This window comes from Spongiivirga citrea (assembly GCF_010671565.1).
In the GTDB taxonomy this organism is placed as follows: Bacteria; Bacteroidota; Bacteroidia; order Flavobacteriales; family Flavobacteriaceae; genus Spongiivirga; species Spongiivirga citrea.
Window position 1 is genome coordinate 96404 of the sequence record NZ_JAABOQ010000007.1, and the last position, 25307, is coordinate 121710.

22 protein-coding genes are annotated in these 25307 nt (G+C 36.9%); 12 read left to right on the forward strand and 10 right to left on the reverse strand.

Annotation, left to right across the window (positions count from 1 at the left end; genetic code table 11):
* Together GWK10_RS16255 and GWK10_RS16260 are read right to left on the reverse strand one after the other, a co-directional pair.
* On the reverse strand, positions 1-1176 hold the full coding sequence (locus GWK10_RS16255) for an efflux RND transporter periplasmic adaptor subunit (protein WP_239540781.1): 1176 nt from the start codon (positions 1174-1176) through the stop codon (positions 1-3).
* Between the two features lie 134 nt (positions 1177-1310).
* Positions 1311-3221 carry an ABC-F family ATP-binding cassette domain-containing protein gene (locus GWK10_RS16260; RefSeq protein ID WP_164033457.1) on the reverse strand — a complete coding sequence of 637 codons (1911 nt, stop codon included), beginning with the start codon at positions 3219-3221 and terminating at the stop codon, positions 1311-1313.
* A 111-nt stretch (positions 3222-3332) separates the two neighbouring features.
* Between GWK10_RS16260 and GWK10_RS16265 the strand changes: the two genes are divergently transcribed.
* A complete protein-coding gene (locus GWK10_RS16265) occupies positions 3333-3713 on the forward strand; it encodes a DUF983 domain-containing protein (protein WP_164033458.1) in 381 nt (126 codons plus the stop codon).
* A 111-nt stretch (positions 3714-3824) separates the two neighbouring features.
* On the opposite strand, the gene GWK10_RS16270 is transcribed toward GWK10_RS16265, so the two are convergent.
* Entirely contained in the window at positions 3825-4871 is a 1047-nt protein-coding gene (locus GWK10_RS16270) for an NAD(P)/FAD-dependent oxidoreductase (protein ID WP_164033459.1), read from the reverse strand.
* Between the two features lie 88 nt (positions 4872-4959).
* On the opposite strand from GWK10_RS16270, the gene GWK10_RS16275 reads away from it, so the two are divergent.
* Both GWK10_RS16275 and GWK10_RS16280 read left to right on the forward strand, forming a co-directional pair.
* Positions 4960-6084, forward strand: a complete 1125-nt coding sequence (locus GWK10_RS16275) for a serine hydrolase domain-containing protein (protein WP_164033460.1) — start codon at positions 4960-4962, stop codon at positions 6082-6084.
* 103 nt (positions 6085-6187) lie between these two features.
* On the forward strand, positions 6188-6859 hold the full coding sequence (locus tag GWK10_RS16280; protein WP_164033461.1) for a DUF4386 family protein: 672 nt from the start codon (positions 6188-6190) through the stop codon (positions 6857-6859).
* 69 nt (positions 6860-6928) lie between these two features.
* On the opposite strand, the gene porN is transcribed toward GWK10_RS16280, so the two are convergent.
* The 7 genes from porN to GWK10_RS16315 form a co-directional block, all read right to left on the reverse strand.
* The gene (porN, locus tag GWK10_RS16285) at positions 6929-7813 is read right to left on the reverse strand and encodes a type IX secretion system ring subunit PorN/GldN (RefSeq protein ID WP_204263159.1); all 885 of its coding nucleotides are present in this window, start codon (positions 7811-7813) and stop codon (positions 6929-6931) included.
* 21 nt (positions 7814-7834) lie between these two features.
* Entirely contained in the window at positions 7835-9394 is a 1560-nt protein-coding gene (gene porM / locus GWK10_RS16290; RefSeq protein ID WP_164033462.1) for a type IX secretion system motor protein PorM/GldM, read from the reverse strand.
* A 31-nt stretch (positions 9395-9425) separates the two neighbouring features.
* On the reverse strand, positions 9426-10091 hold the full coding sequence (gene porL, locus GWK10_RS16295) for a type IX secretion system motor protein PorL/GldL (RefSeq protein ID WP_164033463.1): 666 nt from the start codon (positions 10089-10091) through the stop codon (positions 9426-9428).
* 47 nt (positions 10092-10138) lie between these two features.
* A complete protein-coding gene (gene porK, locus GWK10_RS16300) occupies positions 10139-11494 on the reverse strand; it encodes a T9SS ring complex lipoprotein PorK/GldK (RefSeq protein WP_164033464.1) in 1356 nt (451 codons plus the stop codon).
* A gap of 175 nt (positions 11495-11669) precedes the next feature.
* Positions 11670-12824, reverse strand: a complete 1155-nt coding sequence (locus tag GWK10_RS16305; RefSeq protein WP_164033465.1) for a formimidoylglutamase — start codon at positions 12822-12824, stop codon at positions 11670-11672.
* A gap of 36 nt (positions 12825-12860) precedes the next feature.
* Positions 12861-15359, reverse strand: a complete 2499-nt coding sequence (gene topA / locus GWK10_RS16310; protein WP_164033466.1) for a type I DNA topoisomerase — start codon at positions 15357-15359, stop codon at positions 12861-12863.
* A gap of 164 nt (positions 15360-15523) precedes the next feature.
* Positions 15524-16777, reverse strand: coding sequence for an LVIVD repeat-containing protein (locus GWK10_RS16315; protein ID WP_164033467.1), 1254 nt, complete (start codon positions 16775-16777; stop codon positions 15524-15526).
* A gap of 267 nt (positions 16778-17044) precedes the next feature.
* On the opposite strand from GWK10_RS16315, the gene miaB reads away from it, so the two are divergent.
* From miaB to GWK10_RS16360, 9 genes are all read left to right on the forward strand, one after another.
* Entirely contained in the window at positions 17045-18490 is a 1446-nt protein-coding gene (gene miaB / locus GWK10_RS16320) for a tRNA (N6-isopentenyl adenosine(37)-C2)-methylthiotransferase MiaB (protein WP_164033468.1), read from the forward strand.
* A gap of 5 nt (positions 18491-18495) precedes the next feature.
* A complete protein-coding gene (locus GWK10_RS16325; protein WP_164033469.1) occupies positions 18496-19770 on the forward strand; it encodes a sigma-54 interaction domain-containing protein in 1275 nt (424 codons plus the stop codon).
* 56 nt (positions 19771-19826) lie between these two features.
* Entirely contained in the window at positions 19827-20330 is a 504-nt protein-coding gene (gene lptE / locus GWK10_RS16330) for an LPS assembly lipoprotein LptE (RefSeq protein ID WP_164033470.1), read from the forward strand.
* 26 nt (positions 20331-20356) lie between these two features.
* The gene (locus tag GWK10_RS16335) at positions 20357-20863 is read left to right on the forward strand and encodes an LptE family protein (RefSeq protein ID WP_164033471.1); all 507 of its coding nucleotides are present in this window, start codon (positions 20357-20359) and stop codon (positions 20861-20863) included.
* The gene (locus GWK10_RS16340) at positions 20864-21823 is read left to right on the forward strand and encodes a hypothetical protein (RefSeq protein WP_164033472.1); all 960 of its coding nucleotides are present in this window, start codon (positions 20864-20866) and stop codon (positions 21821-21823) included.
* Between the two features lie 11 nt (positions 21824-21834).
* Positions 21835-22176, forward strand: coding sequence for a preprotein translocase subunit SecG (gene secG, locus GWK10_RS16345; protein WP_164033473.1), 342 nt, complete (start codon positions 21835-21837; stop codon positions 22174-22176).
* Between the two features lie 157 nt (positions 22177-22333).
* A complete protein-coding gene (locus tag GWK10_RS16350; RefSeq protein WP_164033474.1) occupies positions 22334-22609 on the forward strand; it encodes a co-chaperone GroES in 276 nt (91 codons plus the stop codon).
* Between the two features lie 125 nt (positions 22610-22734).
* Positions 22735-24366: a chaperonin GroEL gene (gene groL / locus GWK10_RS16355; RefSeq protein WP_164033475.1), complete on the forward strand. Its 1632-nt coding sequence runs from the start codon at positions 22735-22737 to the stop codon at positions 24364-24366.
* Between the two features lie 276 nt (positions 24367-24642).
* A complete protein-coding gene (locus GWK10_RS16360) occupies positions 24643-25305 on the forward strand; it encodes a DUF6090 family protein (RefSeq protein ID WP_164033476.1) in 663 nt (220 codons plus the stop codon).
* Positions 25306-25307 lie beyond the last annotated feature (2 nt).

Below are 25307 nucleotides of genomic sequence, written 5' to 3' on the forward strand. Positions count from 1 at the left end.
TTAGGAATTGTTATTGACTGATGATACTTTCTTCTTTGTATCCTGAGGTTTATCGCCTTTAAATATTTTTACTAGCATGCCTGAATAAGCGCCAGGAACGGGGCTTTTTATCAAGACTGTCTCATTAGGTATATCTTTTAAGACCACTGATTTATCGGTGTAGTAAACTGGGGTAGCTGGCACCAAGGTCAAGATAGAATCTTTAACTGCAAATACTTGATCATTGGGCTGTAACAAATTGCGACTAATCATTATCGCATTATCTTCTTCCCTTGCATCTAGCATTGCCTCTAGATAAATCCCCTCGCGTAGCGAATTATCTTTTACTTCGATGTAGGCATTTATAGTTTGAGAGGCAACATCTACATTGCCATTAATTCTAGATACAACTCCTTTATATTCTTTAGTTTTATCAAGATTTTTCAGTAAAACTGTTTTTCCCACCTGTAATAAATCCGCATAGGATTTGTTAATGGCCACCTCTAGTTCGTACGAACCCGTATCAATAAACTCGCCTAATTTTTGCCCAGGTCGTATTAAAGTTCCTTCGGTGACTAAGGCTTGCGTTAAAATACCCGTAAATGGGGCTTTGATATTATATTTTACCAACCTTTGCTCTAGGTTTTTCACATTGTAAAATGAAGTAAAAATATTTCTTCCCGACAAAAAGTAGCGCTCTTTTTCTGAAGTGACTTCTGGCAATTTAGGCAATGTCTTGTTTACATCTATTGAATTGAGGTATACTTGCCATTTAGTATACGCTTCTGGATAGTCGAGTCTCAAATCGGGCATAATACCGGTGATTTGATTAATCAACGCGCTTTTTTGGGATTTTACACTGGCGAAATATTCATCAGCATTGATACGTAATAAAACTGATCCTTTTTGATAAGCTTGTCCTGGTTTGAAAAGCTTAGATCCAGATTTAAGAACACCTTGCACTTCAGAAAACAGTTCAACTCTTCGCTTTGCTACTAGATTACCTTTGGCTTCTATGGTGATTGGCACTAAGCCATTTTGAACAGTATCTACAAATACAGTTTTAACCACCTTTTGCGGTACCGGTCGAATCTTAACGTTTCCTATAATTAGCCAAGCTGCAAAAATGCAAGCTAAAATTATTAACACAAGCCCGAGTATTACCAGTCCGATCTTATGCAAAATTGTTTTAATCATTTTGGTTATTTAATTTGAGGATAGTCGCCAAAAAAGCCATTACTTAACTTTGATTAACGATGTTTATCAATTGTTAAACAAAAGTAAATATCTGTAATTGAGCTTCTAGTTAAAGTAGTCTTAAATAATAGGGATTAAAATCGCTCAAGCTCTTCGGTGATCGTTTCCCAATCTTCCATTAATTTCTCGAGTGTATCTTTCTTTTTTTGATAGAAATCAAAGAAATCAGGATTCGCTACGGTGGCATCGTAATTTACTTGAAGCTCAATATCAATCTCTTTGATTTCTCTTTCTAGTTGATTAATCTGGGATTCAACCTTACTTAGTCGATTGTTAAGTGATTTTAGTTTCTTTTGATCTTCATAGGAGCGCTTGCCTTCTTTAGGTTTGTTAACTTCTTCTTGAACTACGGTTCGCTTTTCCGCTTCTCGAAGATTGAGCAGGTTTCGTTGTTCTAAATAAAAATCAATGTCGCCTAAATATTCCTTAATTTTTTTATCCTTGAATTCATAAACGCGATTGGTCAAACCTTGAAGAAAATCTCTATCGTGCGACACTAGGATAAGTGTACCTTCAAATTTGAGTAATGCTTCTTTTAAAACATTTTTTGATTTAATATCAAGGTGATTGGTAGGTTCATCCATCACCAATACATTAAAGGGTTGTAGTAGTAATTTGGCCAAGGCTAGGCGGTTTCGTTCACCACCAGATAATACTCTAACATATTTGTCTACCTCTTCACCACGAAATAAGAAAGAGCCTAAAATATCTCTAACCTTGCTCCTGTTTTTCTCATTTGCGGCGTTAATCATCGTTTCTTCAACCGTAAGACTACCATCAAGATAATCTGCTTGATTTTGCGCGAAATACCCTATTTCTACATTATGACCAAGATCTAATTCACCATCATGATCTATTTCTTGAACTATGATTTTTGCTAGCGTAGATTTTCCCTGCCCATTCTGACCTACAAAGGCCGTTTTAGTGCCACGTTCAACCATTAAATTCACATTAGACAACACATGATTATCATCATAGTGCTTTTGTATATTTGATGCTTCGACCACCACCTTACCCGGATTGACCGACACTGGGAATTGTAAAGTCATTACCGAATTATCTTCTTCATCTACTTCGACACGATCAATACGATCTAGCTTTTTAATGAGTGACTGTGCCATACTTGCTTTACTGGCTTTAGCTCGAAATTTTTCAATAAGCTTCTCGGTTTGCTCGATCTGTTTTTGCTGATTTTTTTGCGTCGCCAGTTGCTGCTCGCGCAATTCCTTACGTAAGATTAAAAATTTTGAATATGGCTTTGGATAATCGTAAATACGACCCAATGAAATTTCAATCGTTCTGTTCGTTACATTATCTAAAAACATCCTATCATGTGATACTATTACCACAGCGCCTGCATACGACTTTAAAAACTCTTCTAACCAAATAATAGATTCTATATCTAAGTGGTTAGTAGGTTCATCTAGCAGCAAAATATCATTATCCTGAAGTAATAACTTAGCTAGTTCAATTCGCATTCGCCATCCACCAGAAAAGGTATCGGTTAACATCTCGAAATCGGACCTTTTAAAACCTAAACCTTGTAAAATACGTTCGGTTTTACCTTGATATTCATAACCACCATGAATCTCATATTGATGTTGTACATCATTAAGATCGACCATTAACTGCGCATAACTATCACTTTCGTAATCAGTGCGCTCTGCTAGTTGTGTGTTAATTTTTTCAAGCTGCTGTTCTAGCTTTCTAATTTCATCAAAAGCTTCATAAGATTCTTCTAGCACGGTTCGACCTTGAATAAAATCAAGATCTTGTTTTAAAAACCCTATAGTAATTTCTTTATCAGTTGCGATCTGGCCTGTATCGTATTCCTGCTCTCTGGAAATAATGCGAAGTAGGGTCGATTTTCCCGCTCCATTCTTACCGACCAAGCCAACACGATCACCTGCACCTAATCGAAAAGTGATTTCTTCAAAAAGGTATTCGCCACCAAATGACACTGATAAATTATGAATGTTAAGCATAATCGGAAAAAAGTAATTTTACACTATTGTTATATAAGAATATCCTATGAACTTCTTATTTATAATTTTGCAAAGATGATTAAATTTATACTTAGATAAAAGGATAAAAAAATGATTGGCAAAGGCAGTAAAATTTCAAGTATTTTAAGTGGTAGTTGTCCTAAATGTCAACAAGAAAGCATGTATGTTGAAAAGAATCCGTACAAGCTTTCTCAAACGTTGAAAATGCATGATCGCTGCGGTCATTGTAGTACAAAATATAAGATTGAACCTTCTTTTTTTTACGGCGCAATGTATGTGAGTTATGGTGTCGGGATCGCATTCGCTGTAGCAGCTTTTGTGATTAGCTATTTGATTTTGGGGGCGAGTTTAAAAATCTCCTTTATCTCTATCGTTGGAACTATGGTTGTTTTTATGCCAGTGATAATGCGACTTTCTCGTAACATATGGATCAATATGTTTATGAGTTATGATGAGAGTTTGGCGCAGTAAGGACTCGAGTGCTATTCTTTATTTTGCTTAATTTGAAATTTGAGTTAGACTGACCCCTCATCCCAGCCTTCTCCCCAAGGAGAAGGAGCAACTGTTTTAGAAATAAGAATTTTAGGTTAAATAACGATTAATATCTACCTCTTTGTCCAAAGAAGTATTATTCTCTAAGTGATCGAACAACTGTTTTGACAAGGTTGGCGCCATCATAATTCCGCGACTACCAAAACCGTTTAAAATTGCCAGTTGATGATGTTCAGGATGTCTTCCTAAAAAAGGTTTTCTGTCTTTTGTGGTGGGTCGAATACCAGCTACCTGACCAACAATTTTAAAATCACAGCTGACTATTTTTTTCAGCTTTTCACTAATTTCATCTTGAGCTTCCTGGGTAGTACCATTGGTTTTATCTTCTCTATTGAATGTTGCACCCACTTTGTATTGGTCATTACCTAATGGAACAACAAATAAGCCAGCTTTAAAAATGAAATCCATTTTCAATTCTTCGGATTCTATAACTATATACTCGCCTTTATTACCCTGTAATGGCAGATAGCTGAAAAATGGATTTTTAACTGCGCCATAGCCTTCACAAAAAATGATGGTTCTGGCATCTATACCTTTATAAGAAATGGAACTATTTCCATTAAAAACAATATCAGCATGATTAAACAATTCGTTTTTATAGCGGTCTTTTTTGACTAGATATGAGCGATAGGCCTGAATCATTTTATTGGTATCGACTCTTCCTGTTTGCAGTACTTCGCCAAAATCTTGAGAAGTAATCAGGTGATTATTCCTATTAGGAATGAAATTATTACTAAGGAATGGCGCTAATTTAGGTTTGTCACTTGCTACAATCCAATTGTTTTGTTCCTCGATGCTTGCGAACCGTCTGTAAATAGGAAGGTCTTTCCGAAGGACTATACCAAGTCGTTTTTCAATTTGATCAAAAAAGACTGGTACTTCTTTTAGATGATCGATAGCATTCCAAACGGCAGTATATCGTTTAAGGTTTGTAGGATTGTAAATTCCTGCTGCTGTTTTTGTTGCTTGTTGAGAATCATCATTAAAGACAAAATAGCGTTTATTATTTTGCTCCAGTCTTTCTATCATAGAAATGCCTGCAAGACCTAAACCTACAATAATGTAATCTACCTTCACAAGTGCTAAAATAGGTTAAAATAAGCAGCCTATTGAATATGCAATTAGACAAAATGCTATCTTTAGAACACAACTAAACTTCGACCTGATGAGAAAGAACATTCTCCTTTTTAGTCTCTTTATATTTTCAATATGCCAATTACACGCTCAAAAAACATTGTCCTCAGAGTTTGATTTGTTTTTAAGCAAAGAGTTTAAAGAAAATGAACCAGGCGGAAGCTTGTTAATTCAAAAAGGAGGCAACATTCTTTTTTTAAAAAGCTATGGGATATCCGACATAGAAACTGGAGAAAAAAATACAGAAAACACTATTTACAATACTGGCTCCATTTCGAAAACTATGGTGGCTAACGGCATCTTAATACTTGCTGAGCGTAATCTACTATCACTAGATGATACATTGCTAGATCATTTCCCAGATTTTGAAGATAAAGCTTTGGCAAAAAGCATAACACTTAAAAACTTATTATCGCATACGTCCGGTATACCTGATCTAAGGGATGTCAGAAATAATCCTGATTTCTATTTAACGGCGAAGGATACAGCAAATTTTGAACCGCTAAAAGCAATGAAGAAGCTTAATTTTGAGCCAGGATATCAATTTCAGTATTCGAATCCGTGTTACAATGGTTTAGCTTTAATAATTGAAAAAGTAGCAAAACAACCCTGGCAAGACTTTATTGTTGAAAATGTCTTTAAACCATCGGGTATGTCGAGAAGTAAAATAACTAATGGATCCTACCCCTCATCCGATGTCGCCCATGCCTATGTAGTGAATAGGGGCAAGTATGAAGAATCGGACTATGGTGAAGTGCCAACTTTTGCGGCCGCAGGTAATGGTGGTATTTGGAGCACTGTTCAAGATCTTGCAAAATATGAACTAGCGCATAAAAACGCTACTTTTTTAAGTAGCAAGTACATAGAGAAATCAAGAACAGTACACCAACCTGATAACTGGGGTAGTGAAACTACTGCATTCTTAGGTTACGGTTGGATGATGGATGAAATAGGCTTATTAAGACGAAATGTCAACATTACCGACAGTAAAATTGTTCATCATACAGGCTCTCAAGGTGGGTTTCGGGCTTTTCATATAAGTATACCTGACCAAAACATCATCTTCATTGCGTTGTTCAATCGACCCGTTAAATCTTTTAGAGAGATAATGGTTAAAGGTTTCGATCTAATGAAGGCATATGGGTATTTAAAATAACCTATTTATACTGTAAACATCTATTCCCCCGAACTGTCAAACTCACGAGCATTGTAACATGATTTAGATTAAGTCGTCTTCTTATAAACTAAAATATAAGAATATGCGCCAATTATTAAAAGCTGCCGGTATTGCGGCAATTGCGGAAGCATTAATTTATATAATCGCTTTTATCACTTATGGAGCTATTATAGAATACCCCTCGCATAATTCAACTACGACCCAAAAGCTTGAGTTTTTAAATGAGAACCATCTACTATTATCCATAATGAACCTCATTGGTTATATACTATTTGGGATTTTACTAGCCGTACTTGTTACCGCAGTACATGAATATTTGAAAGAATCTCATCAAAAACTAATGAAGATAACTACAGTTTTTGGCCTCATGTGGGTCGGATTTGTTCTTGCAAGTGGCATGATTAGTAATATTGGACTAAATGAAGTCATTAAACATGGCGCAACATCACCTGATGAAGCAATGTTAATATGGTCTAGCGTAAGCATTATTACGGAAGGCTTAGGCGGAGGTAATGAAATTGTTGGAGGTATATGGGTACTACTTTTAAGTATTACTTCATTAAAAAGTAGCAGCTTTTCTCTCAAGTTTAATTATCTAGGAGTTTTCGTAGGCCTTGTTGGTATTTTGACTATTTATCCAGCGGAAATCTTTGCTGAACTATTTGGTGTTAGCCAAATCATCTGGTTTATATGGCTCGGAGGACTATTAATAGGGTTAAGCAGAAAGCAAAAACCAACTCAGGTCAGCGAATAAGATTTTTTAGATAGGAGACAAAAAAAGCCCCGACGATTTGTCGGGGCTTTACTTTTACTTTATGGACTTTTAATAACTCCACATGTCTTGTTCGAAATCGCGAATGCGTTCTTTGATGCGTTCGGCTTCTAACAATTGCATGAGAGCGTTTTCCCGTACATATTCGTTTACTTGTCGGTCACCATACTCATTATCTTCTTTTATAATTGTCGCATTAAACCTACGAGAATTTAAAAGGTGGTCATATGAAAGTGGCATCGCTGTGTTGTTTTTATTAAACACTTTAGCATCGTGAAGTGCAGGACGAATTGTTGGGAACCATACCCAAAACAATTCAATCATATCTGGCTCATCATCATTAATAGTCTGAACATCTGGCGCTACAGGAGCAATACCCAATAAACGGTATTTCATTTCACCTTGACGCTTGTCAAAATACCAAACACCTTTAATATGAAATGCCTCAATATCAGCACCACTTATTTCACGAATATCAACATATTCCGCAGATAATGTTTCACCTGCATTTAATTGATCAAAACCAGCGTCTAACGTATCTTTTGCTACTAAAGCAGACTCAATATCAGCAGTAGTACGCTTTTCGGTAAAATATGAATCAGCATACACTTCTAAACGACCTGCATTCAGTTCTCTCATGAAAATTTGATACAACGATCTTCTATCCGCACCAATATTAACTGTGTCAATAGGATAGTACAACGGAAAGTTGATACGTTCGTCAAGATCGATCACTTCCCATACGGTTTTAGACCATAAGATATCGCGATCATCGACATAACCATATTCCAATGGCTGGTCGTTATCGGCCTCTACTTGCTCTGCAGTCTTTACTCCCACCATTTCGGGAGTTTTAGCGTTTAGCAAATTAGATTGTGCTACTGCTGTATAACTAAATCCAACAGTGACCATTATCGCTACAAAAATCCTTTTCATGATTAAGTTCTTTCGTTAATTTTAATTTGTAAGTTCGATTACTACAGGGCTAATTTTCTTAAGACGGTAGCTACTGTTACCAGCAATACTCGCTTTAATATTCATAACCTGTACTGACGAACCTCTTTTTGCTCTTTTTAGGGCACTTTTTGCTTTGGCATTCAAACGAGAACCTCTTACAGTTACCGTTGGTTGACCTGAAACCTTAAAATCAAATTGAGATACTCTAAGATTCAAATCGAAATCGAAATCGAAAAGCTTAGCACCTACAGTTGCTATTTCTAAATTTTTACGAGACATTTTTAATGAACCATCTTCACCACGTAAAGTACCTGTTGGTCTTGGAATGTCTTTAATTCTAAATTTAGATGATGTACTAATAGGAGCACCGTCAGGCAATGTACCACGTGCCGTAATAGTAACCTCACGACCCGTACCAGGATTCATCGCATAACGACTTCCGCTAACTGGCTTTAAACCAGGAGCAGATGCTCGTACGCGGTTGTTAGGAATACCAGGAATCGAGATTGTCATCGGGTTTGTTACACCACGATATACTACATTCATTTTATCCGCAGAAATTACCGCTGCATTTGGTTTTGAAATCGTAGCAAATGTATTGCTTACTGGCACTTCTAATGAGTCACCATCTTGAACGAAGATTAACTTTCCTTCAATTTTATGATCTCCAGGGTTACCAGCGCCAACTTTCAATTTTACTTTACCACCGTCTAATTCGTAATCAGTCTCTTTCAACTTACGACCATCAAGTGTTAATTCTACCTTACTTGGCTTTGTTGAAGCATCAGTACGACCTAAAACAATCTCACCGTTAAATGTTTCACCTTGGTAGTATGCTGATTTTGGTGTTTGAAGTAAGGTACTGTAGTTTTTCATACTTACCTGCTCATTCAACTCACCTGATAACAAAGCAGAAATAATTTCAGCTTCAGTATTCTTAGCATCAGACTCAAGTTTTGTAACGTTGGTAATAGATGCAACTAATGGAAAACCTTTAAAGTTATAATCCATATAACTCACCATTTTCCCATCGCGATTCTCTACCTCAGCAGTACTGAAACGCTTTTTAACGTCATCAGCAATTTTCTTCATACTTTCCGAATCACCAAGTACTGACAATACGCTATTACGGTAATCGTCCATTTGCTTTACAAACTCCTTACCTCTTTCGGCAAGACCTTCGCCTGCAAACAATTCGTTATCTACATAATCAGCATTATCCATCGTCTGATAATCAGTAGCATCTTCGACACTACCTTGCATATCAGCCTTTAATTTGGTCATGAATTCACTGAAACTTTTTGTCGCGTTGCTTAGCTTTTCCGCTTTTTCTTTTGGCTCTTTAAACTTTTCTGGAGCTTCGCCAGCTTTAGTGTTTAAATCTGCCAATAATGCTTGACTTCGTTCTGAAGTTGCCGCTGTGTTCTCTTCCATAGAAGTATTCATACGACCAAAAGCCGATAAAACTTCTTTAGACATATTTAGTGCTAACATTGAGATAAACACCAGATACATCAGGTTGATCATTTTCTGTCTAGGGGTTTGCTTTCCTCCTGCCATGTTGAACTAATTTAGTTAGTTAAAAATTAAATTAGTTTTTATTCATTGCAGAAAGCATACCACCATATACACCATTCAATGATGATAGATTAGACGCCAAAGATTCCATCTGATCTTTCAGTTTACCAGCGTTTGCTGCTACTTCTTCGTTAACAGTTGCTTGTTTTTCAGCGCTTTCTAATTGTACTTTATAAAGACTGTTTAAAGACTCCATTTGTGCAGCAGCTAATGAAAGCTCTTCACCGTACTTTTTAGTTGATTGAATTGCATCTACTGTTGGAGAAATTCCTTTAGCAGCACCTTCGAAGTTTTTGATGCTTTCACCAAGACTACTCATTAAAGTAGCATCGACTTTAGCTTCTTTAAGCATTTCGTCTAATTTTTTAGAAAGTAGTCCTTCAGCCTCAGCAGCTTCTGCAGCTTGAGATTTCTTCTTACTTCCTGGCTGACCTCCTGATAATTCAGGATATACTAATGACCAATCAAGATCATCTTCTACTGGCTCGAATGCCGAAATTGCAAAAATAAGTGCTTCAGTGATAAGACCTAACGCAAGTAAGAATCCACCACTTAATTTGATAAAACCAAGATCAATCTCCCAGTGAAGGATTTTGAAAAGTGCTCCAAGGATTACAATTGACGCTCCTAGGCCATAAGCCATGTTGAACACTTTTTTGGTTGCTTTAGATTGTGCCATAATTAAAAGTTTTAGTTTAAGTTTAAGTTAAATATTTAGGGTTTGTTTTAGTTTTGAGTAATGTTAGTTCCCATGTAATCCTGAACCGTACGGAAGCCAATATAACTTCTTGCAGAATCAGCATATTCATAATCACGAGTACTAACTTGAAGGAAGTAAGCAACATCTTTCCATGAACCTCCTCTTACGGTTTTACGCTGGTTGCTATTATCAACCACATTCGGATTCATTGTAGAGCCGAATTCGTACGAACCTAAGCTGTATGCCGTATCTGTCCACTCAGACACATTACCAGCCATATTGTATAAACCATAGTCATTAGGATCGTATGATTTAGCTTCTACTGTATATAAAGCCTGATCAGCGGCATAATCACCGCGCATTGGCTTAAAGTTTGCCATGAAACAACCTCTATCGTTTAAGATATAAGGTCCACCCCAAGGATAAGTAGCTCCTTCAATACCACCGCGGGCAGCATATTCCCACTCCGCTTCACTAGGTAGTCTCCAAACACCAACTTGTTGTTTGTTTCTATCCTTCTGATATGAGTTTTTCTCCATTTGTCTCCAAGCACAAAATGCTTTTGCTTGGTACCAATTTACACCAACAACAGGATATTCGCTATATGCATCATGCCATAGGTAATCATTGTGCATTGGCTCATTATATGAGTATGCAAAATCTTTGATCCATACTGTAGTGTCAGGATAAATCTCTGTAATTTCATTTTTAAGGAAATCCTTACGACTGCCTTTTTTATCACGAGCCGCTGCTTCAATATCCATCCAAGTATACTTGAACTTTAATTTAGTAACATCAATAGTACGAAGCCCATTATAAGTCTCTTCAGGAGATAAGTACATAGAATCCATAACCTCAGCGTAGTACTCATCAGGATACTCTTGTGGCTCCCATATTAAATCTACATCTTTGTTTAACTTGTATCCTTCATAACCTGTTTCGCCCAAACCGGCATAGTTATCCAGCATGTATTTTTCGTAAACAGATATATCGGTAGTATCTGCACTTTTAAATGCAAATTCTCCGATTCCTTCATTATCTGGTGTCTCACCAAGTTCATCAGCCAAGATTGCTAGCTTCGTACGCACTACAGAATCTCTAACCCAATGAACGAACTGACGATATTCACTATTAGTGATTTCAGTTTCATCCATATAGAAAGCGCGCACTGTAACAGTACGTGTAGGTGCATTATTCATTTTTGCACGGTCGTCATCTTGCTTACCCATGATGTATGAACCACCTGGAACTAGAACCATCCCGTATGGTTTTTCTGGATGCCATTTTTTACCGGTGACTCCTGTGAGCTCTCCTCGGTTTTTTGAACCACAACTACCTAAGATTAGGGAACAAACGGCAATTAGCGCAGTTAATTTCTTCATAGAAACTATAGGTTAAAGTTTAAATTTTACTAAGATTGAGGCTGTAAACCTATCTATTTATTGATTAAAAAACAATTATTTCACTTTTTTATTACCCTAAATCGTTGACCTGCTGAAATTTTAGTCAAAGTCAACAATACAAGGATATAAACACCTTTACCTCAAAAAACCCTACTTAGGCAATACTTTTCTTAAAAGCCTTCCACCAACGTTCAGGGCGTTTTTGATTGCACGCATCCAAATAATCGGAATAGGTGCATGGTAATAACGTATGTCTTTTTAATTTATTATTAAGATTTATCATAAAAGGAATTTCTATCCACCATCTTCCGCTTTTATTGCTTTTATAAAAGTGTAATTCTTCATCATCTACCGGCACTATATATTTTTGATAAGCACCCTTTTCGTCAATAGCCACCTCCTCTATCCTGTAGTTAACACCTTCAATAAAATACCATATCATTTGTGCGATCAAAGCAGCAGAATAGTTTTTACCGTGGCACTCAAAAATTCCGAATAACTGTACCTTTTCGCTAATACCTGCATAACGTGTTATGGCACAGATTTCCCTACTATCAAATCCGTTGGGCACATCTCCCCCTGCATCATGACCTGGACTTTTTACCGCGCCCATATCAACACTTACCATATTAGCGTCTCGCAGAATTGGCTCGACCACCGTAATGTCCTTTATAACTTCTCCTAAACGAAATGCATCAAAGAACAACTTGTCCATCAAGTCAACCTCTTCTTGAGCGTTATAATATGTCTGGTATCCTAGATTACTAAAGTTGAAAAGGTTATTAGGCTTTTCAACAATAATCTTGCTCATATATGATTGTGATGAAATAAGTTCATCAGCATTCCCAAAATCGAAACGACTATCTACCGATACAAGATTCACCATATTACCTACCTCATCAAAAGCACGGTAAGCCGGATAGACAACATCTTGACTCCCACCAATTAAAATAGGAATGATATCTTCTTTCAATAAAAACTCGCACATACTTTGTACAGCAAAATATGTGTCTTGTACTGTTGCCCCCTGATTTATGTTGCCAAGGTCGACAATAGTATGCCCCCAATTACCAGGAAAAAGTTTGTATAACTGCTGACGTATTTTAGAAACAGGTAACGGATTAATATGCTGGATAACAGCGTTACGAGTTTCATTAATTCCGACGATAGCAATTTTGGCTCCTTCAAGATCTGGAAGCCCTGCTTGTTGTGAATGAATTTTAATCGTGCAACCTAAAGATTGTTTTGGCAATAATTGATTGTGCGCCAAAACCGCATCTTGCACTGGTAATAAAAACTCAAAATCCATATTTGGTTGGTTGGATATTTTTTTGACTAAACGATTTTATTTTTTTGCAGCTGTTTTCTTTTTCGCAGTCTTTTTCTTTGCTGGTTTCTTTTTGGGTGCATTCTTTTCGATTAATGCTTTAACCTCATCTAGCGAAAGTTTCGCAGCATCGACCGTCTTAGGTAATTCAATCTTGGTTTTACCTTTTATTATATTACTTCTCCCCCAGCGAGCTTTTTCAACACGAATACCTTCGTCTTCCCAATTATGAATAACCTTATCTATTTCCTTTTGCTTCTTATCTTCAATTAGTTGGACGATATCTTGATCCGAAAGATTATCAAAGTCATACTTTTTGTTGACATTGATGAACATTCCATTCCACTTTATAAAAGGACCGAAACGACCTGTGCCTTTTTGAACATCGAGCCCTTCATAATTATATATAGGTGCATCTGCCTTTTTCTTGGCTTCTACCAATTCAACGGCTCGAGCCATAGAAATTTCGAAAGGATCATCATCTTTAGCTAAGGATACAAACTGTTTTCCAAAACGCACATAAGGGCCAAAACGTCCTATAGCTACCTCAAGCTGTTCCCCATCATACTCACCAAGCTTTCTTGGCAATTTGAAAAGTTCTAAAGCCTCTTCTAAAGTAATATTGGTTAATTGTTGATCAGGAGTTAAGCTAGCAAACTGCTTTTCTTCATCCTCTGGACTTCCTATTTGAGCGATAGGACCAAATTTTCCTAATCGTACTAAAACAGTTTTTCCTGTTTTCGGATCTTTTCCTAAAATTCGCTCACCTGATTCGCGTTCTGCATTCTCCTGTACATTTTCCACTTGCGGATGAAAATCTTTATAAAAGTCTTTCATCATCTTGGTCCACTCTTCTTCGCCTTCCGCAATATTATCAAAATCCTCTTCAACCTTAGCAGTAAAATTATAATCGAGAATGTTCTTGAAATTATTAACCAAGAAATCATTCACAATCATACCTATATCTGTAGGAACAAGTTTTCCTTTATCAGAACCAACCGTTTCGGTTAGTTTATTTTCTTTTACTGATTGGCCTTCCAAGACTAGCTGAACGTAATCGCGTTCTTTACCATCAACCGTTCCTTTTTCTATATACTTACGATTTACAATCGTTGTGATTGTCGGCGCATAGGTAGAAGGACGACCAATACCAAGTTCTTCTAATTTCTTAACCAAAGCTGCTTCCGTGAATCGATATGGTGGTCTGGTGTAGCGTTCGGTTGCCGTAATATATTTATTTCCCAAAGATTCATTTACCTTTAGTGGCGGCAGCATTCCTTCTTGCTCTTCATCTTCGTTATCCGTTCCTTCCAAATACACCTTTAAAAATCCGTCAAAAGTTAAGATCTCACCATTAGCACTAAATTGTTCTTGATGAGTATTTGCTTCGATCTTGACATTAGTCCTTTCTAATTGCGCATCGCTCATCTGTGATGCAATTGCACGCTTCCAGATAAGCTCATATAAACGCGCTTGATCGCGCTCCATATTTACAGTATGTCTCGAAAAATCTGTCGGCCTGATTGCTTCGTGCGCTTCTTGACTTCCCTTCGCTTTACTTCTATAATCCCGTGGTTTGCTATAAGAATCGCCGTAAGCTGAAGTAATTTCCTTTTCCGCTCCAGCCTTCGCATCGTTAGAAAGGTTGGTACTATCTGTTCTCATATAAGTAATAAGACCTGCTTCATACAAGCGCTGTGCATTTTGCATGGTACGACTCACAGAAAAGTATAATTTTCTAGATGCTTCCTGTTGTAAGGTTGATGTGGTAAATGGTGGAGCCGGTGTTTTTTTAGCTGGTTTTTTTACTAGGTCAGCAACCTTAAAATTGGCTCCTATATTTTTTTGAAGAAACGCATTTGCTTCTTCTTTCGTACTAAAATTTTTAGGTAATTTGGCTTTTATAAGCTTACCATCTTCATTGGTGAATTCTGCATCAATACGATACGATGCTACGGGTTTAAAATCTTGTATCTCACGTTCGCGCTCTACAATTAATCGTACTGAAACAGACTGCACACGTCCTGCCGAAAGTCCGCCTTTTACTTTTCGCCATAATACTGGAGAAAGTTCATACCCAACCAAACGATCCAGTACACGTCTTGCCTGCTGTGCGTTTACCAAATTGTAATCGATCTTTCTCGGGTTTTCAATAGCTTTTAGAATTGCACTCTTGGTAATTTCACGAAAAACGATACGCTTTGTTTTTTCATCATCGAGCTTTAATGTCTCAGCCAAATGCCATGCAATTGCTTCTCCTTCTCGATCTTCATCACTCGCTAACCAAACCATTTCGGCTTTCTTAGCTAAGTCTTTTAGCTTTCTAACGACCGCTTTTTTATCAGCAGATACCTCATACTTCGGTTTAAAACTTCCTTCGACATCGACACCTAGTTCCTTTGATGGAAGATCGGCAATATGACCAAAGCTAGATTCGACTTGAAAGTCTTTTCCTAGATATTTTTCAATGGTTTTTGCCTTTGCAGGTGACTCAACAATAACAAGATTTTTTGGCATAGCAGATATTTCTAATAAGTCTTTTTAAAGTTAAAAAAACTCTCTTTTTAACGCTTTAGAAGGAGCAAAAGTATGTGAAAAATTTTATTTCGTCCTCTTTGAAGACATTATAAAAAAGAAAAGACCACTTAAAAGTGGTCTTTATTATCAGTTTATATGAAACCTTAATTCAAGCTAAACTCGCTCAATAAAGAAATACTGTTTTGCTCATATGTATATTGATACAAAACCCCATCGCCAATCATCAATAAATGATTTTGAAGGGGCACCACATCGAATGTATTAATGTCATTAAAGTGATTTAATAGTTTTAGATTATCAACGTCTGTTTTGTCATATACTTTCAAGCCCGAGTCGCCATCACATATAAATATTTTTTCATCCTTTATTCCCAAACCATAAGGTTCGTCCATAGGATATTCCTTTTGTAAGATTGGATTTTCAATATCAGAAATATCAACGATAAAAAGTCCGCTCTCAAGAGCACCACAATTGTTACCACCCCTTAATGTCACAAAAGCATGATCGCCGTCAACCACGACAGGATCGCAAGCAGTTCCATGTTCAAATTCAGAAATAAGAGTGGGTGTTTCAGGAATTTTTATGTCATATATATACATACCTCTCCTGCTCCCTAAAAACAATTGGTCTCCACGATTAAAAATAGTCTCTATATCAAAGCCTGCATACACATCATCCAAATCAGTTGGATTATTTAGATCTTGAATACCAAATACGTTTATACTGTGACTGTCAACAGCATACAAATAATCTCCTACAATCTTGAATCTAGCCAGCGAACCACCGTCGCCCGTACCCCCACTTTCTGGGACGGCGTTAAAATCGTTTAAAGCCACATCTATAAATATATCTGTCGGAGTCTCTTCTATCAGGCGACGTTCGGTTTTAATATCCCAACCAACAATAATTTGGTCTGTATTATAATAATAATGGTCAATACCTTCAACAATATCCGCTTCAAAAGGCCAAATAATTTGTCCCGGAAATACGTTTTCTAGGCGATTTGTTTGTTTAATCGCCTTTATATTTGAAATATCAAAAACCACTAAGTCCGTAACGCTATCTGCAAATAATACATCGTCTTTGATCGAGATATCAACATTGCCTGGAATTTTTAAAAAGGAAATTTTTTGAGGTGAGACAGGGTTCGAATTATCAATGACATGAATTCCCCGGCTATTATCATTTACGAAAATAAAATTGTTATAAGCATAAATCTTCCCCGATTCGTCAATAGCTTGAGGAGGGTCAATAGATACACTTTCACGAAATTCAGCACGTGTCATTGTAATCGCAGTGGCTACTTCATAATCTGCATAACGTCCGTCATCATCATTATCATCGCATCCTACAAAAGATACAACTAAAGACAACAATATAAGTTTGATTGATTTCATTTTGTTTAAGTTATTGAGTTCCTATCATTTGATACAAAAAAAGAGATTAGGTTGCGTCTTTATGTTTTTGAATCATCATAAACCCCTAAAAATAATAGAAACTTTGTCTGTATTTGTGCGACATCTATTCTATTTCACCAATAAAACGTAATCCAAAGACTGTTAAACAAAAAGAATTAGGCAATTTTAAACCTGCCAACTTGTCATATTTCTAAATTCAATCGTATCTTTGCATGCTATTTGAGTGATTTGCATTAGCATATAATTATGGAGAAGATCATTGATGAACATAAACAAGGTGAAACCCTTGTAACTGAGCATAAGAACGAGAATGGCCGTAAGCTTTTTATTGAAAGCTACGGTTGTCAAATGAATTTTAGTGATAGTGAAATTGTTGCTTCTATTTTAGCAAAAGAAGGTTTTAATACCACTCAGCAATTAGAAGAAGCTGATTTGGTGTTGGTAAATACCTGTTCGATTCGAGATAAGGCAGAGCAAACTGTTCGTAAGCGTCTTGAAAAATACAATAGTGTTAAGCGCATTAATCCCGGTATGAAGGTGGGCGTTTTAGGTTGTATGGCCGAGCGACTAAAAAGTAAGTTTCTCGATGAGGAAAAGATCGTTGATCTTGTTGTCGGCCCAGACGCCTATAAAGATTTACCTAATTTAATTGCTGAAGTTGATGAAGGCAGAAATGCAGTAAATGTTATTTTAAGTAAAGAAGAGACCTATGGTGATATTTCGCCTGTTCGTTTGCAAAGTAACGGAGTAACCGCATTTGTATCGATCACGCGAGGATGCGATAATATGTGCACTTTTTGTGTGGTGCCGTTTACTCGAGGACGCGAGCGTAGCCGTGATCCTCAATCTATTTTAGAAGAAGTACAAGAACTTTGGGACAAAGGCTTTAAAGAAGTTACACTGCTGGGCCAAAATGTTGATAGCTATCTATGGTATGGCGGCGGACTTAAAAAAGATTTTAAAAACGCTTCGGAAATGCAAAAAGCAACATCAGTCGATTTTGCAAAACTGTTAGATATGGTAGCTATTGCCCAGCCAAAAATGAGAATTCGTTTCTCGACTTCTAACCCGCAAGATATGCATGAGAGTGTGCTACATGCCATCGCAAAACACCGAAATATTTGCAGCTACATTCACTTGCCCGTGCAAAGTGGTAGCACGCGTATTTTAAAAGAAATGAATCGCCAGCATACGCGTGAGGAGTATATGGCCCTTATTGATAAGGTTCGGGAAATCATTCCTGACTGTGCGATATCTCAAGATATGATTACTGGCTTTCCAACAGAGACTGAAGAAGACCATCAGGATACTTTGAGTTTAATGGAGTATGTGAAATATGATTTCGGTTTCATGTTCGCCTATTCGGAAAGACCAGGCACGCTAGCGGCTAGAAAAATGGAAGATGATATTCCTGAAGACGTCAAAAAACATCGATTGAATGAGATTATCAATATGCAACAAAAGCACAGTAAATACCGAACCGAGCAATTTTTAGGTAAAACTGTGGAAGTCTTGATTGAAAAAGAGTCTAAACGCTCTAACAAACATTGGGCCGGTAGAAATTCACAAAACACCATGACCGTTTTCCCGAAAGGCGATTATAAGGTTGGTGATTTTGTAATGGTAAAGATTAATGAATGTACAAGTGCTACCTTAATTGGGGAAGCGGTTGGATATTCTGACAATAATTAGAAAAAATGGAAAACATTCAATCCATAAAACAACGCTTTGAAATCATTGGTAACGACGCCAAACTAAATCGCACTATAGAAAAAGCGATTCAGGTGGCTCCTACTGATATTTCAGTTTTGGTTACAGGAGAAAGTGGTGTTGGTAAAGAAAGTATTCCTAAAATAATACACTCACTTTCGCATAGAAAACATGCAAAGTACATTGCCGTTAACTGCGGTGCTATTCCTGAAGGAACCATAGACAGTGAGCTTTTTGGGCACGAAAAAGGTGCTTTTACGGGCGCTACTTCTACTCGAAGTGGATACTTTGAAGTTGCTGATGGCGGAACAATCTTTTTAGATGAAGTAGGCGAATTACCTCTGACTACTCAAGTACGTTTATTACGTGTTTTAGAGAATGGAGAGTTCCTAAAAGTTGGCTCCTCTAAGGTGCAAAAAACAGATGTACGCATTGTTGCAGCGACAAATATTCAAATGTCCGAAGCGATTCAAAAAGGAAAATTTCGTGAAGATTTATATTACCGTTTAAGTACCGTAGAAATTCACCTACCGCCGCTTCGCGATCGCAAAGAAGACATTCACTTATTATTTAGAAAGTTCGCATCTGACTTTGCACAGAAATATAAAATGCCAACCATACGGCTGGATGATAATGCGGTGCAACTGCTATTGCAATATCGCTGGGGTGGGAATATTAGACAGTTACGGAATGTAGCCGAACAGATCTCGGTATTAGAACAAAATAGAGCTATTTCATATGAGACCCTTCGCACCTATTTGCCTGATGCAGGAAAAAACCTGCCTGCGGTAATCAATTCTGATAAAAAAGAAAGTGATTTTAGCTCAGAACGCGAGATATTATACAAGGTCTTATTCGACATGAAAGCCGACCTGAATGACCTCAAAAAATTGACAATGGAGTTGATGAAAGGTGGGGATTCAGAAAAAGTTCAGGAAGAAAATGAAGGTTTGATTCAGAAAATTTATGGTGAGGAAAAACAGACCACAAAGTCTGCCGACGACTATGAAGAGTTAGAAGTTTTACATATTCCTCAACAAAGCACTGTGAGTGATACGGTTGTATATCATGAACCTCAGCAAGATAAATATCATTTTGCCGAAGAGATTGAAGAAGAAGAAACATTATCCCTTCATGAAAAAGAGCTAGAGCTTATCAAAAAAGCATTGGAACGAAATCGCGGCAAACGAAAAGCTGCGGCGGACGAATTAGGAATTTCGGAACGCACATTGTATCGAAAGATCAAGCAATTCGATTTGTAACTCCTAATTTTTACAAAAAAATTTCAGTCATCAACCAAAATTCGCTAAACTGCGACATGAATTTCCGGTATTTATATGTTTTAGTTGTAGCTACTTTAATCTTCGATAGTTGTAAATATTATAATTTCACGGATGGAAACATTGGGGATGCTAGAACATTTCAAGTATTGTATATTCGAAATGAAGCGCCAGTTATTACACCAGGCTTAGATCGAGATTTTACAACCGCCCTACAAAATCGCATTGAAAATCAAACAACTTTAAGTCAAGATAATTATGAATCTGACATCATATACGAAGGTGAAATAGTTGAATATCACATTTCTCCTTTGTCCGCAATTGCAGACGCAAATCGAGGAGCGGCACAAAATAGATTAACGATGACAGTCAACATTCGATTTTTTAACAAGTTGAAAAAACAAAATGATTTTGAGAAGCGTTTTTCCTTCTTCTCTGATTTTTCAGCAGCTACTAGCATTGCATCTGTAAGGCAATCGTTGCATGAAGAAATATTTGAGCGTATTACTCAAGATGTTTTTCAAGAGTCATTTGTTCGATAATTAATTTAAAATCCCTAAACTGCGGTATGAAGAAGCAACTCATCTATTTTTTCTTAGCAACGACATTCCTATTAGGAGGTTGCAAATACTACAATTTTACAGGTGGTGACACTGGAGATGCCAAGTCATTTCAAGTAACATTTATTCGAAATGAAGCGCCTATTTTCACTCCAGGTCTAGACAGGGATTTTACCACAGCATTGCAAGATCGAATTCAGGATCAAACCAATTTGACGCAGACCAACAGTAATCCAGATTTATTGTATGAAGGTGAAATCGTTGAGTATCGAATTTCTCCACTTTCAGCAATCGCTGATGCAAATCGTGGGGCTGCACAAAATAGGCTTACAATGACCGTTAATATCAGATTCTTTAATAAGATTAAGTCTGAATATGACTTTGAAAAGCGATTCTCATTTTTTTCAGATTTTCCGGCTGCAACGAGTATCGCATCGGTGAGACAAACGCTGCATGATGAAATTTTTGAGCGTATTACACAGGATGTCTTTCAAGAAGCTTTTTCAAATTGGTAGATGAATATATCCGATTTTACATATCTGTTAAAAGAACCCGATGCGATCAATGAAGACCAAACGGAAGCCATTGAATCGATCATCAAACAATACCCCTATTTTCAAGCGGCACGTGCTATTTTTTTAAAAGGGCTAAAGAATCAAGAGAGCTTTCGGTATAATGACCAACTAAAGGTTACAGCTGCCCATTCTGCTGATCGTACTGTTTTGTTCGATTTTATTACTTCCGATGCTTTTAAGAAACCGGTAATTTCGGCTTCGCTTAAGGAAAAAGATCCGATGCAAATTGAAGTGCAAGCTTTCGAAGAAGTTGCAAGTGAATATACAGAACTTAGTGCCGAAGATAAAGTGGTCGATAAAACCATTTCAGAATCGACTAGAATTACTGAAAAGACAGTAGAAAGTCAACCCGAAATTGAAGAAGAAATAGTTGAAGTTTCAAAAGAAATCCCCACTTCTAAACCAGAAACTGACGTTTTAGAGATCGATAAGCCGTTAGAATTTGATAAGAATGAGCGTTTTTCTTTTAATCAATGGTTGCAATTATCATCAGTAAAACCCATCGTCAGAGAGGCAGCAAAAAGCACCGAAAAAGAGATTGAAGAACCTACTAGAAAGATAGAAGAAACCAAGACTAAAGTATCTGCGGAAGAAGAAAAAACACCCTCATCTAAATCGCCAAGTTTTGAGGAAAAAATGGCCCTTATCGACCGATTTATTGAAAATAATCCTAAGATAAAACCTGCTAAAGAAACCATACCTATGGAGAATTTGGCAGAGGGTAATTTAGTTGACAGAAATGAGCTTGCAACTGAGACCTTAGCGAAGGTTTATTTGGCTCAAAAGAAGTATAAAAAAGCAATTCAAGCTTACAAAATTTTAAGTTTGAAATATCCAGAAAAAAATAGTTTCTTTGCAGACCGAATTCAGGAAATAAAAAATATAAAGAAAAATAATTAAGGTTTTAAACCATGAGTACATATACAATTTTTTTGGTGTTGATAGTGATCGTTGCGTTTTTGTTGGTAGTTGTAATTATGGTACAAAATCCTAAAGGTGGCGGACTTTCATCTTCTTTTGGAGGTGGCGGATCAACGCAAATAGGAGGAGTTCAAAAAACAACAGACTTTTTAGATAAAAGTACTTGGGCATTGGGTGCTATTTTATTAGCACTAATTTTAATAGCGAATTTTACATTACCAAAAAATGATGCACCTGTAGAATCTAAATTACTAGATGGTGATGAAAATGTTCTTCCAGAAGCGCCAACAAGTCCGCTTGAGGATAACGAAAATACTGACGGAGCAGAATAACAGATTTTAAATCTGATAACCAATAAATGCCAGCATGTCATAGTGCTGGCATTTTTTATTTCAAAATGTCAGTTTTTCGCTGCTTACAGTGACTTGGCATAGTTTCTGACTTGCTTGGTTGAAAACAATAAAATTAACAATCGAAAATTTATAACACATGGCTTTAAACATTAAACCACTTGCAGATCGCGTGGTAGTAGAACCATTACCAGCTGAAACACAAACAGCATCTGGCCTTTATATTCCTGACACTGCTCAGGAAAAACAGCAAAAAGGAAAAGTTGTTGCCGTAGGTCCAGGTAAAAAAGATGAACCTTTAACTGTTAAGCCTGGCGATACTGTTTTATACGGAAAGTATTCCGGCTCTGAATTAAAGTTCGATGGCACTGATTATATGATTATGCGAGAGGATGATATACTAGCGATTATTTAATCGCAATTTCCAAAAAAAACTAAAAACACAAATTCCAATTTTTTAATTGTCAGTTCTAATTCCACTATGTTGGGATTTGGAATTTGAACATTGAAAATTTAATTTTTTTCTAAAAAATTTCAGTAATGGCAAAAGACATTAAATTTGATATAGATGCAAGAGACGGCCTAAAAAGAGGTGTTGACGCATTAGCAAACGCAGTAAAAGTAACTTTAGGACCAAAGGGTCGTAATGTAATTATTAGCAAATCATTCGGTGCTCCACAAGTGACTAAAGATGGTGTATCAGTCGCTAAAGAAGTTGAGTTAGAAGACGCACTAGAAAATATGGGTGCGCAAATGGTTAAAGAAGTTGCTTCTAAAACCAACGATCTTGCAGGTGATGGTACTACTACAGCTACCGTTTTAGCGCAAGCAATCGTAAAAGAAGGATTAAAGAACGTTGCTGCGGGTGCAAACCCAATGGATCTGAAAAGAGGAATCGACAAAGCAGTTGAAGGAATCGTTGCAGACCTTGAAAAGCAGACAAAAGAGGTTGGAAACTCTAGCGAGAAAATTCAGCAAGTTGCAGCTATTTCTGCTAACAATGACAATACTATTGGTGAGTTAATCGCTGAAGCATTTGGAAAAGTTGGCAAAGAAGGTGTAATTACTGTAGAAGAAGCCAAAGGAACTGACACTTATGTTGATGTTGTTGAAGGAATGCAATTTGACCGCGGATACCTTTCTCCTTACTTTGTTACTAACAGCGAGAAAATGACTGCTGAGTTAGAGAATCCTTATATCTTGTTATTCGACAAGAAGATCTCTTCGATGAAAGACTTACTTCCTGTATTAGAGCCAGTAGCGCAATCAGGAAAACCATTATTAATTATCGCTGAAGATGTTGATGGTGAAGCATTAGCTACACTAGTAGTAAACAAGCTTCGTGGTTCACTTAAAATTGCTGCTGTAAAAGCACCAGGATTTGGTGACCGTAGAAAAGCAATGCTAGAAGATATCGCAATCCTAACTGGAGGTACTGTTGTTTCCGAAGAAAGAGGATTTACTTTAGAGAATGCAAGCATCGATATGTTAGGTACTGCTGAGACTGTTACCATTGATAAGGACAACACTACTGTTGTAAACGGTGCTGGTGAAGGTGAATTGATCAAAGGTCGCGTAAACCAGATCAAATCTCAAATAGAAACAACTACTTCTGATTATGACAAAGAAAAACTTCAGGAGCGCTTAGCTAAATTAGCTGGTGGTGTTGCCGTGCTTTATGTTGGAGCAGCAAGTGAAGTAGAGATGAAAGAAAAGAAAGATCGTGTTGACGATGCATTACACGCGACTCGTGCAGCGGTTGAAGAAGGCATCGTTGCCGGTGGTGGTGTTGCACTTGTCCGTTCTAAATCTGTTTTAGATAAAGTTGATACCGAAAATGCTGACGAAGCAACAGGAATTCAAATTATAGCACGTGCTATTGAAGAGCCATTACGTACTATCGTAGAAAACGCAGGTGGTGAAGGTAGTGTTGTAATTAGCAAAGTTGCTGAAGGCAAAAAAGACTTTGGTTACGACGCTAAGACAGAAGAATATGTTGATATGTTAAAAGCTGGTATTATCGATCCTAAGAAAGTAACACGTATCGCGTTAGAGAATGCCGCTTCTGTAGCTGGTATGATCTTAACGACCGAATGTGCTTTAGTAGATATTAAAGAAGATGCTCCTGCTATGCCACCTATGGGCGGCGGCGGAATGCCAGGAATGATGTAGGTCGCGGCGCGACAGGCATTATTGGGCTGGTCAGCTTTCAATATTACAAACCCCACAAGTCATTTTGTACTTGTGGGGTTTTTGTTTTTTATCTTTCTCAGAATTCCTTCCCCTTGTTAGGGGAAGGTGGGCCAGCCGATAGGCGGGGCTCGGAAGGGGTAAAATCCAAATTTCTTAATTTGACTGCTTTTAATTTGGATTAACTAGACCCAAAGATTTTTAGAGTCCCTCTCATTAAATCATAATTTATTAGCTTTAAACAAACTAACCTCAACAATGAAAAAAATAAAGTGGAGTTATGCCTTTGGTGAAATCTTAATAGTCATTCTTGGTATTTCTATTGCATTTAGCATGAACAAATGCGCTGAAGAAAGCAGAGACAACAAGCTAAAAAAACAATATATAGAAAGCCTAATTAGCGATTTGGACGCTGATAAAAAACAGCTCACAGAATTAGTTGGTTCCATGCAAGAAAAGTTAGAAACCATACAACCCCTATTAACCCAATTAGACACTAATGCACCTGAAAAACAAAAATTGATTAGAAATGTTATGAGCGCAGCTATTATTCATCAATTTATTCCCAGAAAAGCAACCTTTAACACCCTAGTTAACTCAGGTGATCTTAAGCTCATAGAAGATATTGAACTTAAAAAGGATATCGACAACCATTATACCAAGAGCTATACACAGTTTCAAAATGCCAACTTTCGAGTTGAAAATATCAACAAAGAATATTTAGCTGACTATTTTATTTATAATGATTTTGCAACCTTAAAAATAGAATCGGGGAAACAATTCACTTTTAAAGATGAGAATTTACTTAAGGGGATTTTTAATAGCACGTTTTATGCTGTTAAATACAAAATTCTAAGAGCTCAAGAAAGTATAAAAAGCTGTAAAAATCTGATAGAAAAACTTAAAGAAGAGTTAGAATAAAA

What these genes read in the sequence shown, in the direction of transcription:
- GWK10_RS16255 (WP_239540781.1), bottom strand. Translation starts at nt 1,176, where the DNA reads ATGATTAAAACAATTTTGCATAAGATCGGACTGGTAATACTCGGGCTT.
- GWK10_RS16260 (WP_164033457.1), bottom strand. Translation starts at nt 3,221, where the DNA reads ATGCTTAACATTCATAATTTATCAGTGTCATTTGGTGGCGAATACCTT.
- GWK10_RS16265 (WP_164033458.1), top strand. Translation starts at nt 3,333, where the DNA reads ATGATTGGCAAAGGCAGTAAAATTTCAAGTATTTTAAGTGGTAGTTGT.
- GWK10_RS16275 (WP_164033460.1), top strand. Translation starts at nt 4,960, where the DNA reads ATGAGAAAGAACATTCTCCTTTTTAGTCTCTTTATATTTTCAATATGC.
- GWK10_RS16280 (WP_164033461.1), top strand. Translation starts at nt 6,188, where the DNA reads ATGCGCCAATTATTAAAAGCTGCCGGTATTGCGGCAATTGCGGAAGCA.
- porN (WP_204263159.1), bottom strand. Translation starts at nt 7,813, where the DNA reads ATGAAAAGGATTTTTGTAGCGATAATGGTCACTGTTGGATTTAGTTAT.
- porM (WP_164033462.1), bottom strand. Translation starts at nt 9,394, where the DNA reads ATGGCAGGAGGAAAGCAAACCCCTAGACAGAAAATGATCAACCTGATG.
- porL (WP_164033463.1), bottom strand. Translation starts at nt 10,091, where the DNA reads ATGGCACAATCTAAAGCAACCAAAAAAGTGTTCAACATGGCTTATGGC.
- porK (WP_164033464.1), bottom strand. Translation starts at nt 11,494, where the DNA reads ATGAAGAAATTAACTGCGCTAATTGCCGTTTGTTCCCTAATCTTAGGT.
- GWK10_RS16305 (WP_164033465.1), bottom strand. Translation starts at nt 12,824, where the DNA reads ATGGATTTTGAGTTTTTATTACCAGTGCAAGATGCGGTTTTGGCGCAC.
- topA (WP_164033466.1), bottom strand. Translation starts at nt 15,359, where the DNA reads ATGCCAAAAAATCTTGTTATTGTTGAGTCACCTGCAAAGGCAAAAACC.
- GWK10_RS16315 (WP_164033467.1), bottom strand. Translation starts at nt 16,777, where the DNA reads ATGAAATCAATCAAACTTATATTGTTGTCTTTAGTTGTATCTTTTGTA.
- miaB (WP_164033468.1), top strand. Translation starts at nt 17,045, where the DNA reads ATGGAGAAGATCATTGATGAACATAAACAAGGTGAAACCCTTGTAACT.
- GWK10_RS16325 (WP_164033469.1), top strand. Translation starts at nt 18,496, where the DNA reads ATGGAAAACATTCAATCCATAAAACAACGCTTTGAAATCATTGGTAAC.
- lptE (WP_164033470.1), top strand. Translation starts at nt 19,827, where the DNA reads ATGAATTTCCGGTATTTATATGTTTTAGTTGTAGCTACTTTAATCTTC.
- GWK10_RS16335 (WP_164033471.1), top strand. Translation starts at nt 20,357, where the DNA reads ATGAAGAAGCAACTCATCTATTTTTTCTTAGCAACGACATTCCTATTA.
- GWK10_RS16340 (WP_164033472.1), top strand. Translation starts at nt 20,864, where the DNA reads ATGAATATATCCGATTTTACATATCTGTTAAAAGAACCCGATGCGATC.
- secG (WP_164033473.1), top strand. Translation starts at nt 21,835, where the DNA reads ATGAGTACATATACAATTTTTTTGGTGTTGATAGTGATCGTTGCGTTT.
- GWK10_RS16350 (WP_164033474.1), top strand. Translation starts at nt 22,334, where the DNA reads ATGGCTTTAAACATTAAACCACTTGCAGATCGCGTGGTAGTAGAACCA.
- groL (WP_164033475.1), top strand. Translation starts at nt 22,735, where the DNA reads ATGGCAAAAGACATTAAATTTGATATAGATGCAAGAGACGGCCTAAAA.
- GWK10_RS16360 (WP_164033476.1), top strand. Translation starts at nt 24,643, where the DNA reads ATGAAAAAAATAAAGTGGAGTTATGCCTTTGGTGAAATCTTAATAGTC.